Annotated in this window: 14 protein-coding genes; 6 read left to right on the plus strand and 8 right to left on the minus strand. The window is 54.4% G+C overall.

The features are described 5' to 3' along the window. Positions 1-31 precede the first annotated feature (31 nt). The 3 genes from styC to styA form a co-directional block, all read right to left on the minus strand. Positions 32-520, minus strand: coding sequence for a styrene-oxide isomerase StyC (gene styC / locus MDHKLMBL_RS18995; RefSeq protein ID WP_104272109.1), 489 nt, complete (start codon positions 518-520; stop codon positions 32-34). Positions 521-567: 47 nt separating this feature from the next. Further along, on the minus strand, positions 568-1,083 hold the full coding sequence (styB, locus tag MDHKLMBL_RS19000; protein WP_104272111.1) for a styrene monooxygenase NADH-dependent flavin reductase subunit StyB: 516 nt from the start codon (positions 1,081-1,083) through the stop codon (positions 568-570). A gap of 64 nt (positions 1,084-1,147) precedes the next feature. Continuing rightward, entirely contained in the window at positions 1,148-2,395 is a 1,248-nt protein-coding gene (styA, locus tag MDHKLMBL_RS19005) for a styrene monooxygenase subunit StyA (protein WP_104272114.1), read from the minus strand. A 585-nt stretch (positions 2,396-2,980) separates the two neighbouring features. Here styA and MDHKLMBL_RS19010 point away from each other — a divergent pair. The 6 genes from MDHKLMBL_RS19010 to MDHKLMBL_RS19035 all read left to right on the plus strand — a co-directional run bounded on the left by MDHKLMBL_RS19010 (position 2,981) and on the right by MDHKLMBL_RS19035 (position 9,416). Further along, positions 2,981-4,627, plus strand: a complete 1,647-nt coding sequence (locus tag MDHKLMBL_RS19010) for an AMP-binding protein (protein WP_104272119.1) — start codon at positions 2,981-2,983, stop codon at positions 4,625-4,627. 53 nt (positions 4,628-4,680) lie between these two features. After that, positions 4,681-5,448, plus strand: coding sequence for an SDR family NAD(P)-dependent oxidoreductase (locus MDHKLMBL_RS19015; RefSeq protein WP_104272124.1), 768 nt, complete (start codon positions 4,681-4,683; stop codon positions 5,446-5,448). A gap of 32 nt (positions 5,449-5,480) precedes the next feature. After that, positions 5,481-6,263: an enoyl-CoA hydratase-related protein gene (locus MDHKLMBL_RS19020; RefSeq protein WP_104272127.1), complete on the plus strand. Its 783-nt coding sequence runs from the start codon at positions 5,481-5,483 to the stop codon at positions 6,261-6,263. 57 nt (positions 6,264-6,320) lie between these two features. Next, positions 6,321-7,460 (plus strand): cyclohexanecarboxyl-CoA dehydrogenase, encoded by a 1,140-nt coding sequence (gene aliB / locus MDHKLMBL_RS19025; RefSeq protein ID WP_104272131.1) that lies wholly within the window; start codon positions 6,321-6,323, stop codon positions 7,458-7,460. Positions 7,461-7,528: 68 nt separating this feature from the next. After that, entirely contained in the window at positions 7,529-8,740 is a 1,212-nt protein-coding gene (locus MDHKLMBL_RS19030) for an ABC transporter substrate-binding protein (RefSeq protein WP_104272136.1), read from the plus strand. Positions 8,741-8,918: 178 nt separating this feature from the next. Continuing rightward, positions 8,919-9,416 (plus strand): MarR family winged helix-turn-helix transcriptional regulator, encoded by a 498-nt coding sequence (locus MDHKLMBL_RS19035; RefSeq protein WP_104272141.1) that lies wholly within the window; start codon positions 8,919-8,921, stop codon positions 9,414-9,416. A 68-nt stretch (positions 9,417-9,484) separates the two neighbouring features. Here the strand turns inward: MDHKLMBL_RS19035 and MDHKLMBL_RS19040 are convergent, their stop codons facing one another. The 5 genes from MDHKLMBL_RS19040 to MDHKLMBL_RS19060 all read right to left on the minus strand — a co-directional run bounded on the left by MDHKLMBL_RS19040 (position 9,485) and on the right by MDHKLMBL_RS19060 (position 14,318). Further along, positions 9,485-9,676, minus strand: a complete 192-nt coding sequence (locus MDHKLMBL_RS19040; protein WP_104272144.1) for a nucleotidyl cyclase domain-containing protein — start codon at positions 9,674-9,676, stop codon at positions 9,485-9,487. A 30-nt stretch (positions 9,677-9,706) separates the two neighbouring features. Further along, a protein-coding gene (locus MDHKLMBL_RS19045; RefSeq protein WP_094182537.1) for an IS3-like element ISMaq2 family transposase occupies positions 9,707-10,914 on the minus strand; the annotation gives its coding sequence in 2 pieces (ribosomal slippage) (positions 9,707-10,587 and positions 10,587-10,914; 1,209 coding nt in all). Between the two features lie 44 nt (positions 10,915-10,958). Next, positions 10,959-11,726: a GGDEF domain-containing protein gene (locus MDHKLMBL_RS21310; RefSeq protein WP_158254295.1), complete on the minus strand. Its 768-nt coding sequence runs from the start codon at positions 11,724-11,726 to the stop codon at positions 10,959-10,961. A 757-nt stretch (positions 11,727-12,483) separates the two neighbouring features. Continuing rightward, positions 12,484-13,434, minus strand: coding sequence for a hypothetical protein (locus tag MDHKLMBL_RS19055; RefSeq protein ID WP_104272147.1), 951 nt, complete (start codon positions 13,432-13,434; stop codon positions 12,484-12,486). 89 nt (positions 13,435-13,523) lie between these two features. Continuing rightward, on the minus strand, positions 13,524-14,318 hold the full coding sequence (locus tag MDHKLMBL_RS19060) for a hypothetical protein (RefSeq protein WP_199185543.1): 795 nt from the start codon (positions 14,316-14,318) through the stop codon (positions 13,524-13,526). Between the last annotated feature and the right edge of the window lie 58 nt (positions 14,319-14,376).

Here is a 14,376-nt window from a genome sequence, read left to right on the forward strand (position 1 = left end):
TGTCGTAAACAAAGCCGTTGCGACTGCGCAGTTATGCTGAACGCTGGGTGCTCGTTCGGAGCGCCTTCAGACCAATGACGAACAGGGCCCACAACGCCAGAACGCCAAACAGATAGGCAGGTGCAAGCGCTAACACGCTGAAAATATTGCCTTCCCCGTATACATTCGGACCAAACGTCAAACCACGGTTTTCGGAGAGATTGGAGAAGAAGTAGAAACCCACGTTGGACCAACCGTCCGCGACGATGATCCATCCAAGAATCCGGGCCTTTTTAGCCTCGAAATCAAGGTGGGGGAGAATGAACGCGACGGCTATGACCATCATGCCGTTCAGGGCCGGCCCTATGTGGGCCTTGGCCCATCCTTCGGGGGTACCCGGCACGTCAAATTCCACGATGTAGCCCGGAATAATCTCGAATCCCCCGACCAGATTCATCCAGAGCGCAACCCCGAACACCAGGGTTGAAAAAATCATAAGAACACCGTGTCCGGCCATTTTCTTTTCAAATGCACCCAACATAAAACCTCCAGAATCAATGTTGTATTTGTTGTTATAGAAGCCTGCCCTCAGGCGATGGGGGCTGGGTTGTGGTGGTACTTGCTCGCAAAGAACAGAAGCGGTGCCTGGCTGTCAGTATCGGACTTGCCACAGGCAGTCACTCTGGCTATGAACAGCGTGTGGTCATTGACGTCGACCGTTTTCACAACCTCACACTCAAACCAGGCGATGGCGTCGGTCAGGGTTTTGAGAGCCTGGCGCTTGGTAAATTCGGGGGCAGGCATGCCGTTCAGATCGCGCCGACTGTAATAGGCCGAATAGTCTTTGTGGTTCTCACCCAGAATGCTGACACCAAAACTTCCGCGCTCAGTGAGCATGCCGTGCATTTTTCCCGGCTTGAGCGACACCATAATGGTCGGTGGTTCAAGGCTTATGGACGTAAAGCTGTTGACTGTCGCCCCGTGAATGTCGCCATGACTATCCTCGGAACTGATTACCCCAATGCCGGTGGCGAACAGCGAGACAGCCTGACGAAAAGATTGGCCATCAAGTTCCTCGATGGCAGAGCATTTAAGTGCTGACATGATGTTTTCCTCTTTTTGTTCTGAGCAAACGGCCACTCACTCTGAGTGACCGCAACATTCCTTCTCAGGCGGCCTGCGGACCAGCAAATCTCTTGCACCACTCGGCGAGGCGGTCCGGGCTTGAGAAGTAATCCCATTGCTTTTCGGGATAGTTAAAGTTGTTGGTGAATTCATCCGCCATCTCCCGACTCTGGCTCAGGGTGCCGATGAATTGCTGGAACTCTGGAGGTAGCTCCTTGAGGTTCTTGAGCATGTAGTTGGTCCAGCGTGTCGCACACAGAACACGGTCTTCCCGTCGGGATTCCAGATGCTCGACAAAGCGTTCGTCGAAGACGTTGGTCGCTACAATTTCTTCGCCTAGCACCCGAGCAGCGTGAGACGCCATGTTGGCGCCCTGCCCCAGCAACGGATCCACGGTCGCCATGACATCCCCTAATCCGATCACCGTTTTCCCATTGCTCAATTGGGCAGAACCCTCCCGAAAAATGGGGGGAACAGCGCCCTGAAGGATGTCGTTCGCGTCATGCGCCAGATCGAACTTCTCCGGATCGATCCTTTCGGCAACAGAGGGGTGATGCTTGTAAAGTTTTTCAAGCAACAGATCCAGGAACGCCCGAGGGTCATTGTCGTATTTGGTCTTGGACAGAATCTCGAGGTCGCCACCGAAATGGTTTTCCAACACCAATGCTGTGCACATACCATCAAAAGACAGCGTCGGGATCTCAATCATTTCACCGGCGCCCGGCGAGAAGGACATGGTCACTGAGCGGATGGGGGCCTCTTTGATCCCCTTAAACAGCCCCACACAGAGAGCCCGTTGAGGCGTCTTGAAAGGCGTAGCGGATTCCCGGGCTTCAAACAGCGATCCAAACCCGCCTTTGCCGGTGCAGACCACCAGCAAATCGTATTGCTCGGAAAGCGTTTCGAGGTCATCGGCGCTGATCTGCTCATGCACGATAAGTCCACCGCGCTCGGCAAACGAAGTCATGAGCTCCGGCAAGTACAGACGGTAATCAACTGCTCGACTCGGCGTTGCCAGATCCCCGTAAAAACGGAGGGGGGTTGGTGTGCCGACATAATAATAGTGGCCGTAATAGCCGTTCTCGTTGACTGGCCACTTATTCACGTTCAGATCCGCCTCCCGGGCGATCGTAACGGAGTGGTGCGCAACCGTGTTCAGAAGACGGGCTGTGCGATAGTCCTCAGGACGCCGATCGGAATACAAGGTTACATCGACGTTGTGCTGCTGCAGATAGAGTCCCAGATGCAGGCCAGCCGCCCCGGCACCGACGATACAGATACGTTTGTTCATGAAGTCACCTCTGTGTTGTTGTTGTTTCAGAACAACTTCACACTAGCTATGGCGACAGGGCGGAACAATTAACCATGGTTTAGATGGTTTGGTAACCACTGCCTGGATGCCGCCGCTCATCAGAGACTTCAACACCTGAGTATCCAGTGGCTGATGGACTCGAAGAACCGGGGGCTAACGGCAGCACGTAAGGCAGGACTCTCATCGGGAAAGCCCAGTCCTTTTGGACAGGGACTATTGGATCTCCCAATCCGACTTCTGCCAAATAAAGCACCTCCGGACCACCACACTGAGTCAACCCAATTGCTCGCATCCTCCGGAGCCACAACCTCGCACATTTCAATCAATATATTGCTTTAAAATCCCACCTAACCCCACAAAATGATCTTCTGTATTTTCTTCGATTTAGATTAACAAAACTGAATATTTCACCCACCCATCCTGGTGACACGACTCTCGATCCTTAAAGCAATATGTTGACATATTATTCCAAGCGCGCGTATGTTGAACCGGACAAGGCAGGACCCTGCAATTGAGGTCGGAGGCCTTCTAACAACAACAAACCGGACACAACAGGTGAACACGATGGATACAGGCATCTCGCTCAATCCGGAACGCCGTGCCGCGATGATCAACAGCGGCGCGTGGAACGACAAGATCATTACCGACTACTTCGACCAGGCGGTCGCCAGCACCCCGGACAGGGAAGCGATCGTCGGCTATCAGGTCACCAGCGACACCCGCACGTCCCTCACCTATCGGGAACTCAACGACCGGGTCACCCGCATAGCGGCAGGGCTTGCAGCCATGGGCATCGGAAAAGGCGAAGTGGTGGCCTGCCAGCTACCCAACTGGTGGCAGACCACGGCCCTGCACCTGGCCTGCATGCGAATCGGCGCCATTCTGAATCCGCTGATGCCCATTTTCCGGGAGCGGGAACTGCGTTTCATGCTCAGGCATGGCGAGGCCAAACTATTGGTGATTCCAAAGGCATTCCGTGGCTTTGACTACGAAGCCATGATTGACGGCATTCGCGGCGAGTTGCCAGACCTCGAAACCCTGCTGGTGATCGGAGGCGTTGGCGAGCGCAGTTTTGAAGAACGCCTGACAGAGACGCCCTGGGAAGAAAGGCAGGACGTCACAGCTCTGTTTTCCGAACGTCAGCTCAACGCCGACGACGCCATCTACATCCTTTATACCTCCGGCACCACCGGGGAGCCCAAGGGGGTCATGCACACCTCCAACACGCTGTTCTCCAACGTGCGCCCCTATGCCGATCGCCTGCACCTGAACTCCGACGACAAGGTGCTGATGGCCTCGCCCCTGGCACACCAGACCGGTTTCATGTACGGCATCATGATGCCCATCTATCTGGGCACCACCGCCATTCTCCAGGACATCTGGGACGCAGAATACGTCTGCAAGGTAAACGCCGCCGAGAAACCGGCCTTCACCATGGCAGCTACCCCATTCCTGGCAGACCTCGTGAAGACCGCGCCAAATCATGAAGGTGAACTGGATTCCCTGAGAATCTTCGTGTCCGCCGGAGCGCCCATCCCCAGCGCTGTCGTGGAACAGGCCGGCAAGGTACTGAAGGCGAAGATCGTCTCGGCCTGGGGCATGACCGAAAACGGCGCTGTCACCATGACCTGCCCCGAAGACCCGCCTGAACGGGCCAGCCAATCCGATGGAAAGGCCATGCCCTTTATGGACGTGAAAATCACCGACTTTGAGGGCAATGACCTGCCTGCCGGCGAGGAAGGCAGCCTGCTGGTTCGGGGCTCCAGCCTGTTTGTCGGCTACCTCAAACGCCCCGAACTCTATGGCGTGGACGAATCCGGTTGGTTCAACACGGGAGACCTCGCCCGCATGGACAAGGATGGCTATATCCGCATCACCGGCCGGACCAAGGACGTAGTAATCCGCGGTGGCGAGAACATTCCCGTGGTGGAGGTGGAAAACCTCCTCTACAAGTTCCCCGGCATTGTCGATGTCGCCCTGGTGGGCTGCCCGGACGAACGGCTGGGCGAGCGCCTCTGCGCCTACGTCACCCTGGACGAGCACGCCAGCGACATAACTCTGGATCAGGTAAAGACCTACCTGACCGAACAACAACTGTCCCGGAACTACCTGCCCGAATACCTGGAAGTGATCGCGGCCATGCCTCGCACGGCCTCCGGCAAGATCCAGAAATTCAAACTGCGCGAGCAGGCCAAAAAGGTTCGCCTGTAACCGAACGCACGCAGTTAATCCCAGTGATCCGACAACAACAGGAGCAAGTCATTATGAGAGGCCTCAAGGGAAAAACAGTCATCGTGACCGGCGGCGGGGGCGGCATTGGACGTGCCGTATGCCTGCGCTTTGCGGAGGAAGGCAGCCTGGTGGCCGTACTGGACCGGGACGCGAAAACCGCACAGGCCACGGCTGATCTGATTGCCGAAGCCGGAGGCACTGCCCGTGCCTACGCGGCGGACATCACCGACTACGCCGCCATCACCGAGACCGTAGCGGCCATCGAAACCGACCTGGGCACCCCCACCGTGCTGGTGAACAACGCCGGGTTCGACCGATTTCTGCCATTCCTGAAAACCGAGCCAACGCTCTGGGACCAGTTGATTGCAGTGAACCTCACGGGCGCGCTCAACATGCACCACGTGGTGCTGCCGAGAATGGTCGCAGCCGGCGGCGGCAAAGTCGTTAATGTCGCCTCCGACGCCGCCCGGGTTGGCTCCTCCGGCGAGTCTGTCTACGCCGCCTGCAAGGCCGGGCTGGTGGGCTTCAGCAAGACCGTGGCCCGGGAACTGGCCACCAAAAACGTTTGCCTGAACGTGGTCTGCCCCGGTCCCACCGACACCGCCCTGCTCAAAGGCGTGGCAGATACCGCCCCGAACCCGGAAAAGCTGCTGGAGGCCTTCCGCAACGCGGTCCCCATGAAACGCCTCGCGCAACCGGAAGACTACCCCGGCGTCATCGCCCTGCTCGCCAGTGACGATGCCAACTTCATAACCGGCCAGGTCATCAGTGTGTCCGGCGGCCTGACCATGGCCGGCTAAGCGACCAGCTACATGATTTAGGAGAACGCACCATGAATTACGAAGACATTCTGTACGACGAAAACAACGGCGTCGCCACCATCACCATCAACCGGCCGGACCGTTACAACGCCTTCCGGGGCCAGACCTGCATGGAGCTGCTGGACGCCTTCAACCGCGCCGGCTGGAACAAGGACATCGGCGTCATCGTATTCACCGGCGCCGGCGACAAAGCGTTCTGTACCGGCGGTGACCAGGGCGCCCACGAGGGTCAGTACGACGGCCGCGGTCTGATCGGCCTGCCGGTGGAAGAACTGCAGCGCACCATCCGCGAAGTGCCCAAACCGGTGATTGCCCGGGTCAACGGCTTTGCCATCGGCGGCGGCCACGTCCTACACGTAATCTGTGACCTGAGCATCGCCTCGGAAACCGCCATCTTCGGGCAGGTCGGCCCCAAGGTCGGCTCGGTCGATCCAGGTTTCGGCACCGCCTATCTGGCGCGGGTTGTGGGCGAGAAACGGGCCCGGGAAATCTGGTACCTGTGCCGCAAGTACAGCGCGCAGCAGGCGTTGGAATGGGGCCTGGTCAATGCTGTGGTCCCGCCCGAGCAGCTGGACGAAGAGGTACAGAAGTGGTGTGAGGAAATCCTGGAGAAGAGCCCTACGGCCCTGACCATCGCCAAGCGCTCCTTCAACGCCGACAGCGACAATATTGCCGGTATTGGCGCCCTGGGCATGCAGGCCCTGAGCCTCTACTACGACACCGACGAGTCCAAGGAAGGCGTCAACGCCTTCAAGGAAAAGCGCAAGCCGGACTTCCGGAAATTCTACAAGTAAGCCGATCGACCCGGTGGCGACGCACCGCCGGGTCACAGACAACGCCCGGAGAACACCATGAATTTCGGATTCAATGAAGAACAGAACGCGATTCGCGAGGTTGTGGCCCGCTTCAGCGCCGAGGTGCTGGCTCCGGGCTATCGCAAACGGGACCAGGAAGGGGTCATCGAAAAGGCTGTTATCCGCCAGCTCGGCGAGATGGGTCTGCTCGGTGGCGAGCTGCCGGAAGAGTTCGGCGGCAGCGGCATGGATTGTGTCACCAGCGGCCTGATCATCGAGGAAATTTCCAAAGGGGATTTCAACGTTGGCTACATTCCCCTGCTGACCTCCCTTAACGGCCAGATCATTGCCAGCCACGCCTCACCGGACCTCGCAAAAGAGTGGCTGCACGGCATGACCTCCGGACAGAAGGTGGCCTGCATCGCCCTGACCGAACCCCACGGCGGTTCCGACGCCGCCAACCTGCGCCTGAAAGCCGAGAAAAAGGGCGACGTCTACGTACTCAACGGCGAGAAAACCTCCATCTCCATGGCCGACCAGGCGGATGTCGCAGTGGTATTCGCCCGCACCGGCACGGTGGAACAGCGCGCCTCCGGGATCAGCGCGTTCCTGGTACCCATGAACACACCGGGCATCACCACCACCCGATTCGAGGACAACGGTCAGCGTGCCATCGGCCGCGGTTCGATCTTCTTCGACAACGTGGAGGTGCCCGCCAGCCACATGATGGGCGACGAAGGCAAAGGCTTCAAACAGGTCATGCAGGGCTTCGATTACAGCCGCGCCCTGATCGGCCTGCAATGCCTGGCTGTGGCCCAGCAGTCGCTGGATGAAACCTGGCAGTGGCTGACCGAACGTACCGCTTTCGGCCAGAACCTGTCTGCCTTCCAGGGCCTGACCCATCCGCTGGCCGAATACCAGACCTACGTTCACGCCGCCCGTATGCAGTGCTATCACGCACTGTGGCTCAAAGATAACGACCTGCCCCATAACGCCGAAGCAGCCATGAATAAGTGGTGGGGACCGAAACTGGCATTCGACGTTGTGAAACAGTGCCTGTTGGCTCACGGCCACACCGGCTGGGGCGAGGACCTGCCGTTTGCACAGCGTCTGAGAGACGTTCTTGGCCTGCAGATAGGCGATGGCACAGCTCAGATCATGAAAAACATTGTTGCACGGGAATATCTGCCGAAGTAAGCAAATTGGTCACCCTTACAGCAGTAACGAGAACCCAAACCAAAAAGTATCGTAGCGGAGTTAGAACAATGAAAAATACAAAAAAGCTTCTGCCCTCAGTCGTTGCCTCAGCTCTAATTGCAGGTACCACCCAAGCAGCAATCTCTGGAGACACAGTTAAGCTGGGGTACCTTGCTGACATGTCCGGCACTTACCGTGACCTTGCCGGTCCGAACGGTCTTAAAGCCATGGAAATGGCTGTTGCCGACTTCGGCGGGACAGTAAACAATGCCAAGATCGAGGTGGTCAGTGCCGACGATCGGAATAGCCCTGATGTTGCATCCAGCACAGTGCGTCGCTGGGTTGAGAACGACGGTGTCGACATGGTTGGCGGCATGGTGGCCTCTTCAGTAACCATCGCCACTACCAAGATACTTGAAGAAAACAACAAATTGGGACTGATCTCAGGCTCTGCTGCATCCAGCATCACCAACGAGCACTGTACACCCAATCACATACAGTACGTCTACGACACCTACGCACTGTCCATCGGTACTCCGACCGCGATCGTTCAGGAAGGCGGCAAATCCTGGTACATACTGACCGCAGACTATGCCTTCGGTCATGCCATGGAGGCGGACGTTACCCGGGTTGTAGAAGCCAATGGCGGTGAGATTCTCGGAAGCATCCGTCATCCATTCCCAACGCCGGACTTTTCCTCGTTCATCCTCCAGGCCCAGGCTTCAGGAGCCGACGTCATTGCTCTGGCGAACGCCGGTGCGGACACAACCAATGCAATCACCACCGCTGCGGAATTTGGCGTCACGCAGTCGGGTCAAATCATTGCTGGTCTTGTCGTATTTATCAGTGACATTCACGCCCTGGGTACCGAAGCGGCCCAGGGACTGCAGCTGACTACCGGTTGGTACTGGGACATGAACGATGAAACCCGTGAATGGTCTGATCGTTTCATGGAAGAAACCGGTACCCGTCCAACAATGGTTCACGCGGGGATCTACTCCAGCACAATGCAATATCTGAGGGCGGTGGAAGCTACTGGCTCGGATGACGCCCAAACTGTCCGAAAGCATCTGATAGAGACTCCGATCAACGATATGTTCGTCAAAAACGGTCGTATCCGTGAGGACGGCCGGATGGTTCATGACATGTACCTGGCCGAGGTAAAAACACCGGAAGAGTCCACCGGCGAATGGGATCTTTACAAGATTGTTCGAACGATTCCGGGCAACGAAGCCTTCCGTCCGCTTTCGGAGAGCAAATGCAAGCTCATCAATAACTGAGTGAAAACTGCGATCGCGGAGTTCCCTGCGAGATCTCAGGGAACTCCGGGTTCACAGCGCCCTTATCATCCGGACTGAAGCAAGAAAATGCGGAAGACCACCCCGGATCTATGTGAAGATATCGTTGATAAATAAACTTAACGGGCTTGCGAACCATTCTTTACCAACGGGATACGAAATGATCGTCAACGAATCCGGAGGCATTCCCAACCGGCTTTTTTTCCGCCTGTTCCAGACCGGAAACATTCTGCAGCGCCAGGTCCAGAATGAAATGGGCATCAGCGCCGTTCAATGGGCGGTCTTGGGTGCATTGTCCCGGGAAGGATTCGAAAACGGCACCTCATTCAATCAACTCAAAGAGTATCTGTACGTCAGTCGCCAAAACCTTGATGGCGTCCTTAAGCGAATGGAAAGGGATGGGCATGTCGTCCGGATACAGGATCCCCAAGACCGCAGAGCAAGACTGGTAGTACTTACCGAATCCGGTCGAACGTTCTGGAACCGGCTGCAAGACACGATTGCCGAGTTTTACAGACAGGCTATGCAGGAGATGAGCTTTGATGACGGTGTCAGCCTGCTTCACCTTTTGAAAAAACTTCAGCATGGGCTTATTGACGTCTCTCTGGAATCGACCATCCCAGAGCCCCATGACACCGAGAACCTCCAAACCGAATAAAGCGTCAGCCATTCAACTTGATCAAATGGCCAACTCGCAGACTTGGGCACCAGAAGTGAACGCCGGAATCACTGAAAGGTACGCATTGCAGCTCTGTTTTTGCCCGAACGTTTCGCAAGGTACATGGTTTCGTCTGCCAGCATCAGAGCTTTATCGACTCTACCGGGTGCCTCATTAAAAGTGACCATGCCAAGTGAAAATGTCACCGGCCATTTACTTTGATCCATCTTGTTTTCTAAGGTTTGAACCAGTCGCGGCATGTAGTTGCCCCCGCTAAACCGGACACCACCTCATTCGTTTGATGCCAGTTCTGCCCGATATTCCCAGGGCGATTTCATTTTCAGCCCCTTGTGCGGGTGGCTTCGGTTATAGTCCTCGATCCATCCCGGCAGCCTGGCCATCACCGTGGCGGCATCAGGGAGATCGTTCAGGTACACATAGTCCCGCTTAAACGTCTTCACGAAGGCCTCCGCCATGCCGTTACTCTGAGGGCTTCTCACCGGTGTGGTACACACCACAAAGCCCAGAGAGGACGCGAAGGTCCGCGTTTCTTTGGCAATGTAGCAGCTGCCATTGTCTGTCAGCCACTCCAGCGGATGAGGCACCCTCTCTGACTGGCCGAACCGGTATTCCAGGCTTTCCAGCAGTAGGTCCTGAATCATCTCACCGGTGATGCCACCAGTGGTCGCTACATAGCGCATCAGCTCGCGATCACAGCAGTCCAGGCTGAAGGCTACACGGACAACCTCCTTGTTCCAGCAGCGGATCTCAAAGCCATCCGAGCACCAGCGAAGGTCCGGCTTCAACGTAATAACCTGGCCATTGTGGCAGCGCTCTTGAGGTCGCCCTGTATACCGGGGTAACAGCAGCCCATCCTGCTTCATCAGTCGGTACACGCGCTTGTGGTTTACTCGCTCATCGTTGGCTGCGAGCAACCGATTCAGTCGAGCCGTGATCCTTCGATAGCCATTGGCCGCACGGGCCTCGCACAGCTCGCGGATAAACGGTAAATGCCGGTCATCGTCCTGTTTGCTGTATCTCGGGCTTCGGCCTTTCTGGCGACCATGAAGGCGATCCAGAAGATTGGAGCGCGACACCTTCAGCACTTCCGCAACCCGCTTCAGAGGGTATCGTCCGGTGGCAGCAACGGCATGCGCGAGATCAACTTTTTTGACTGAGCCACCTCCAGGGCTTCCCGGAGTATTTCAGCTTCCATCGTCTTGCGGCCCAACATCCGCTCCAGCTCCCGAACCTTCTTGTTCAGGGCTTTCACCTCGGATGCGCTTACAACCTCATCACCGGATTCAATCGCGGACATGCCACCGTCTTTCATCAGCTTCTTCCAACGGAACAACAGACTTGCTGATATACCATGACGCCGGGCGACAAGCGATACCGACATGCCTGGCTGCTCACACTCTGCAACCATGAATGCTTTCTCCTGCGCGGAATACCGGCGACGGCGCTGCACTCCGGTTATGACTTCGATTCTCTCCACCTTGGACACTCCTTTGCACTAGGTCTATGCCTAGGCCTTTGCTTCTACCAAGGTGTCCGGTTTAAATGGGGGCTACTACACGGCATGAACTGCTTAGCCGCGTCGAATCCCGTATCAGGGAGCAACACCGCAAATTCGTCGCCACCAATGCGTGCTGGGAAGTCGCCGCTACGAAGGCCAGACTTGAGGGCATCCCCCACGTCTTTGAGCACTTTATCGCCCTCTGCGTGCCCGTAGTCATCGTTGATCGGCTTGAAGTTATCTAAATCAATACTGATTAGCGTGAAATGTCGGCCATAGCGGGAAAGACGCTCGATCGAGCGTTCAAGCTCTGCTCGAAAACTGCGTATGTTAGCAATTGATGTAAGGGGATCTGTCCGGGCCAGCATGCGTTCTTGATCTAGTTCATTCCGTAACCCAGTTACGAGGTATCGCTGTTCGGACACATCCTGACAAATCGCCAGGGTGTAACTTCCGGACGCCAAGGTAATCTGCCTTAAAATAATAACAATCGCGAAGTGCGTCCCATCGCCTCGCACAGCTTCCAGTGCAGAATTTGCAATCCGTGTCTCTTTCTCTGGAGAGGCGTGGAAGCGGGCCATCTTATTATCATGGCCATCGCGCTTCTCCACTGGAATAAGCTCCCCAACATGTTTTGCATGGAAGCCATCTCCGCTGGACTTGAAAACCCGCCTGGCCATTTCGTTCGCAATAAGAATTTCACCGCTATCGCCAACCACGAGGGCAGCTTCAGGAAGGGTGTTCAGGAACCAGTTGTAATCGGAGAGACAAGGCAGATTTTCAGTATTCACAAAGTGGGACTCAAAGGTGATAAACCCAACACTAAACAAAGTCGACCGGGAAGAAGTAACTAGTATATCGACTTGAGTCCAAATCTTGGTCAATCATTGGACATGTTTGACAGGAATTTACGAGCACCGTTCGTTCTAGTTCCGTAAGGAAGCAACCCTAAAATTGCTGAGTCATGTCCAATTTAGGGCAGCCGTAACCGGACAAAATCCAGGTAGTTGTTCAGGCACATCTGCGCGAGTAAAGTGTGAAATCGAGGGCATAGGGCAGCGGTCACTTTGGTAGTTTTGCGACGATCTCAACCGGACAACCCTGTGCCCAGATTCGGCCTCAATCGTGTAACTATCGGTATTAAATGAACTTTATCGAGGGCGAAGCTTGAAACATAACCGCTTGAACCGCCTCAAATTACAACGATTAACCCCTAGCTAAAGCACCTTGGTACAGTGCACTCCGGAGGCAAAGGTCATAGGTTCGAATCCTATCGGGCGCGCCATTATTTTCAAAGGCTTACGTGAAAACGTAGGCCTTTTTTATTTGTCTGTGTCCAAATTGTGTCCATGGTGTGTCCGCACAAATTCGAAAGGAAATTGAGGCGACCGCATTCTGACCTTTGCACTGAAAGTAACCTAAGCACCTCTTGAAAAGAAGGTTCATTAAGGTCGCTATGGTCGCAAAGCGAACATACAGATGGGGCGTTAATTTCTTTTCTTCAGCGCGCTGGAGTGCATCGTAGGTGCGTCTGCCACCAGCCGCTTGTTATGTCTTTTCGGCATAGTCTTGATCTATCTCTCGAGCGATCTGAACAAAATGCTCATGCTGATTCAATAAATATGTATGGTAGATTCTGGCATCAGCTTCTTCCATCCACTGAGACGCTCCAGTGAAATATTGGTCGAGTTTTTCTATCGCATGGAAATATTCTTTGAGGTCAAATTCCGTATGGCTTGCAAGCTCATTGCGTTCTTTTAGTGCAGCTTCAAAGCGCTGATATGCCGTTTTAACCATGTGTAAGTTGCTGTGACCAAAATCCTTGTCACCATACGAGTATGCATATATTCCAGACGCAATTTTTTCAAACGAATAACCCATCGCGGAATGAAATATGTCTTGGAGTTGGGTGTTTTTGAACTTATTTCTGTGCATACGATCTATTTCGCTCAGCTTTTCAGATATTCTCTTATAATCGACAGCGATACAATCCAGTTGAGACTCGATCGCTGAAATTATATCCACTCTAATCATCTCGTGAGGGCGCGACTTACTAAACCTCAGCAAATCAAAACCGTTTTTTGACAGCGATATTCTTGAAACATGGTTGTAGAAACATTCACCACCTCTATTTTGTTTAGTGGGATGTCCAATTGCGGCGTTCCGGTTTTCTCTAATCTCTTTTAATATCGCATTACCTTTGTATTCGATTTCAAATGCCTCTGATAGATGGCGAAGAGCATCTTGCTGTATAAATAGCGCCTGCAGAATTCCATAGGTAACTATGTACTTCATGCCAGTCTCGTCAGGGAACGGTTGCAACTGGTATGACTCAATCGAGCAGATTGTATCCCCGATAACATCAAGCGAACTACAAATCTGATTCCAATCATTCGAGTCTTGGAGCAACACAGATTGGTAATGATGTGTGTTTATATGGTTGCGTACTGATCTTTCCAGCTCTCTAACTTCGGCAATACGCTCCTCAATGCCACTCAATTTGATTGCTCCCTCAAAAATAACTCCCGGCTCACGCGCTGGTTTGGAGCCGCGAAGCGGCGGAACATCGGTCGCTGTCCAGCCGATGGTTAAGTGGCGTTCCCACTCATGCCTTTAGGGTAGGTTTTGCCTACTTCACCAAACGTGCTTTCGCCTTCCGTATGTACTCGTACAATTTTAGCGGTGCCAAGGCAGTTCGTAATTGCAAGATCGCAACCTGTGGGGACCACGGAGACTCCGATCTTCCTCGCCCATGCTTCTAATAATGTGCTCGAAGCACTGAACGCATTGAGGCGGTCTGAAAGTTCGCTTTCAATCTCAAGAATTCGTGGAAAACCCAGCTTTTTCAGTTTCGCAGCCACCGACTTATCGGAAAGCCAAAAATATGCAGACTCGCCTCCCCAGCTTCCAAGGAGAGGTGAAACGCCCCCAGCGCGGTGATGCTGGGGCACGGTGACAGTCCACAACTTCCCAGATCTGATGTTTTCCTGTGAATGGAAGGGACTTTCTTGAAAGATCTTATCGGCTTCTTCCTGGCTTAGCAGCTCCATCGCGACAAGCTTATGAAGACGTTCTTGCAAAAATTCCAATGATGAAGGCACTAGTCCTTGTTGCATCCCATTCACTTCATGATCAAGTAATCTAGCGTAGTGCCATACTCTTATTCGAGTCTCAGTCAGTATCGGTGTCAGCTCATGCTCCTGAAACCAAAGGTAATCTGAGGAGAACCGGTTCGGCTTCAAGCTTTGGTAAGGCGAGCTATTCAAATGCTCGTCCATCAATCTGCGTTCTTCAGTGTGATAGTCGAAAACTAGCTGTGATTCCGCTGTAAGCGCACGCTGAAGCTCAAGACTAAAAGTGCATGGATTCCAGAGGTCTATCACAGTGCTACTTTTCCTTCCCACTTAACGTTGAAGCTCACCGGGGGCCTTGACGCAACGA

This window comes from Marinobacter flavimaris (assembly GCF_002933295.1).
GTDB classification, from domain to species: Bacteria; Pseudomonadota; Gammaproteobacteria; order Pseudomonadales; family Oleiphilaceae; genus Marinobacter; species Marinobacter flavimaris.

Excerpts from the sequence above, each read along its gene's own strand:
- styC (WP_104272109.1), bottom strand. The coding sequence starts at position 520 with ATGTTGGGTGCATTTGAAAAGAAAATGGCCGGACACGGTGTTCTTATG.
- styB (WP_104272111.1), bottom strand. The coding sequence starts at position 1,083 with ATGTCAGCACTTAAATGCTCTGCCATCGAGGAACTTGATGGCCAATCT.
- styA (WP_104272114.1), bottom strand. The coding sequence starts at position 2,395 with ATGAACAAACGTATCTGTATCGTCGGTGCCGGGGCGGCTGGCCTGCAT.
- MDHKLMBL_RS19010 (WP_104272119.1), top strand. The coding sequence starts at position 2,981 with ATGGATACAGGCATCTCGCTCAATCCGGAACGCCGTGCCGCGATGATC.
- MDHKLMBL_RS19015 (WP_104272124.1), top strand. The coding sequence starts at position 4,681 with ATGAGAGGCCTCAAGGGAAAAACAGTCATCGTGACCGGCGGCGGGGGC.
- MDHKLMBL_RS19020 (WP_104272127.1), top strand. The coding sequence starts at position 5,481 with ATGAATTACGAAGACATTCTGTACGACGAAAACAACGGCGTCGCCACC.
- aliB (WP_104272131.1), top strand. The coding sequence starts at position 6,321 with ATGAATTTCGGATTCAATGAAGAACAGAACGCGATTCGCGAGGTTGTG.
- MDHKLMBL_RS19030 (WP_104272136.1), top strand. The coding sequence starts at position 7,529 with ATGAAAAATACAAAAAAGCTTCTGCCCTCAGTCGTTGCCTCAGCTCTA.
- MDHKLMBL_RS19035 (WP_104272141.1), top strand. The coding sequence starts at position 8,919 with ATGATCGTCAACGAATCCGGAGGCATTCCCAACCGGCTTTTTTTCCGC.
- MDHKLMBL_RS19040 (WP_104272144.1), bottom strand. The coding sequence starts at position 9,676 with ATGCCGCGACTGGTTCAAACCTTAGAAAACAAGATGGATCAAAGTAAA.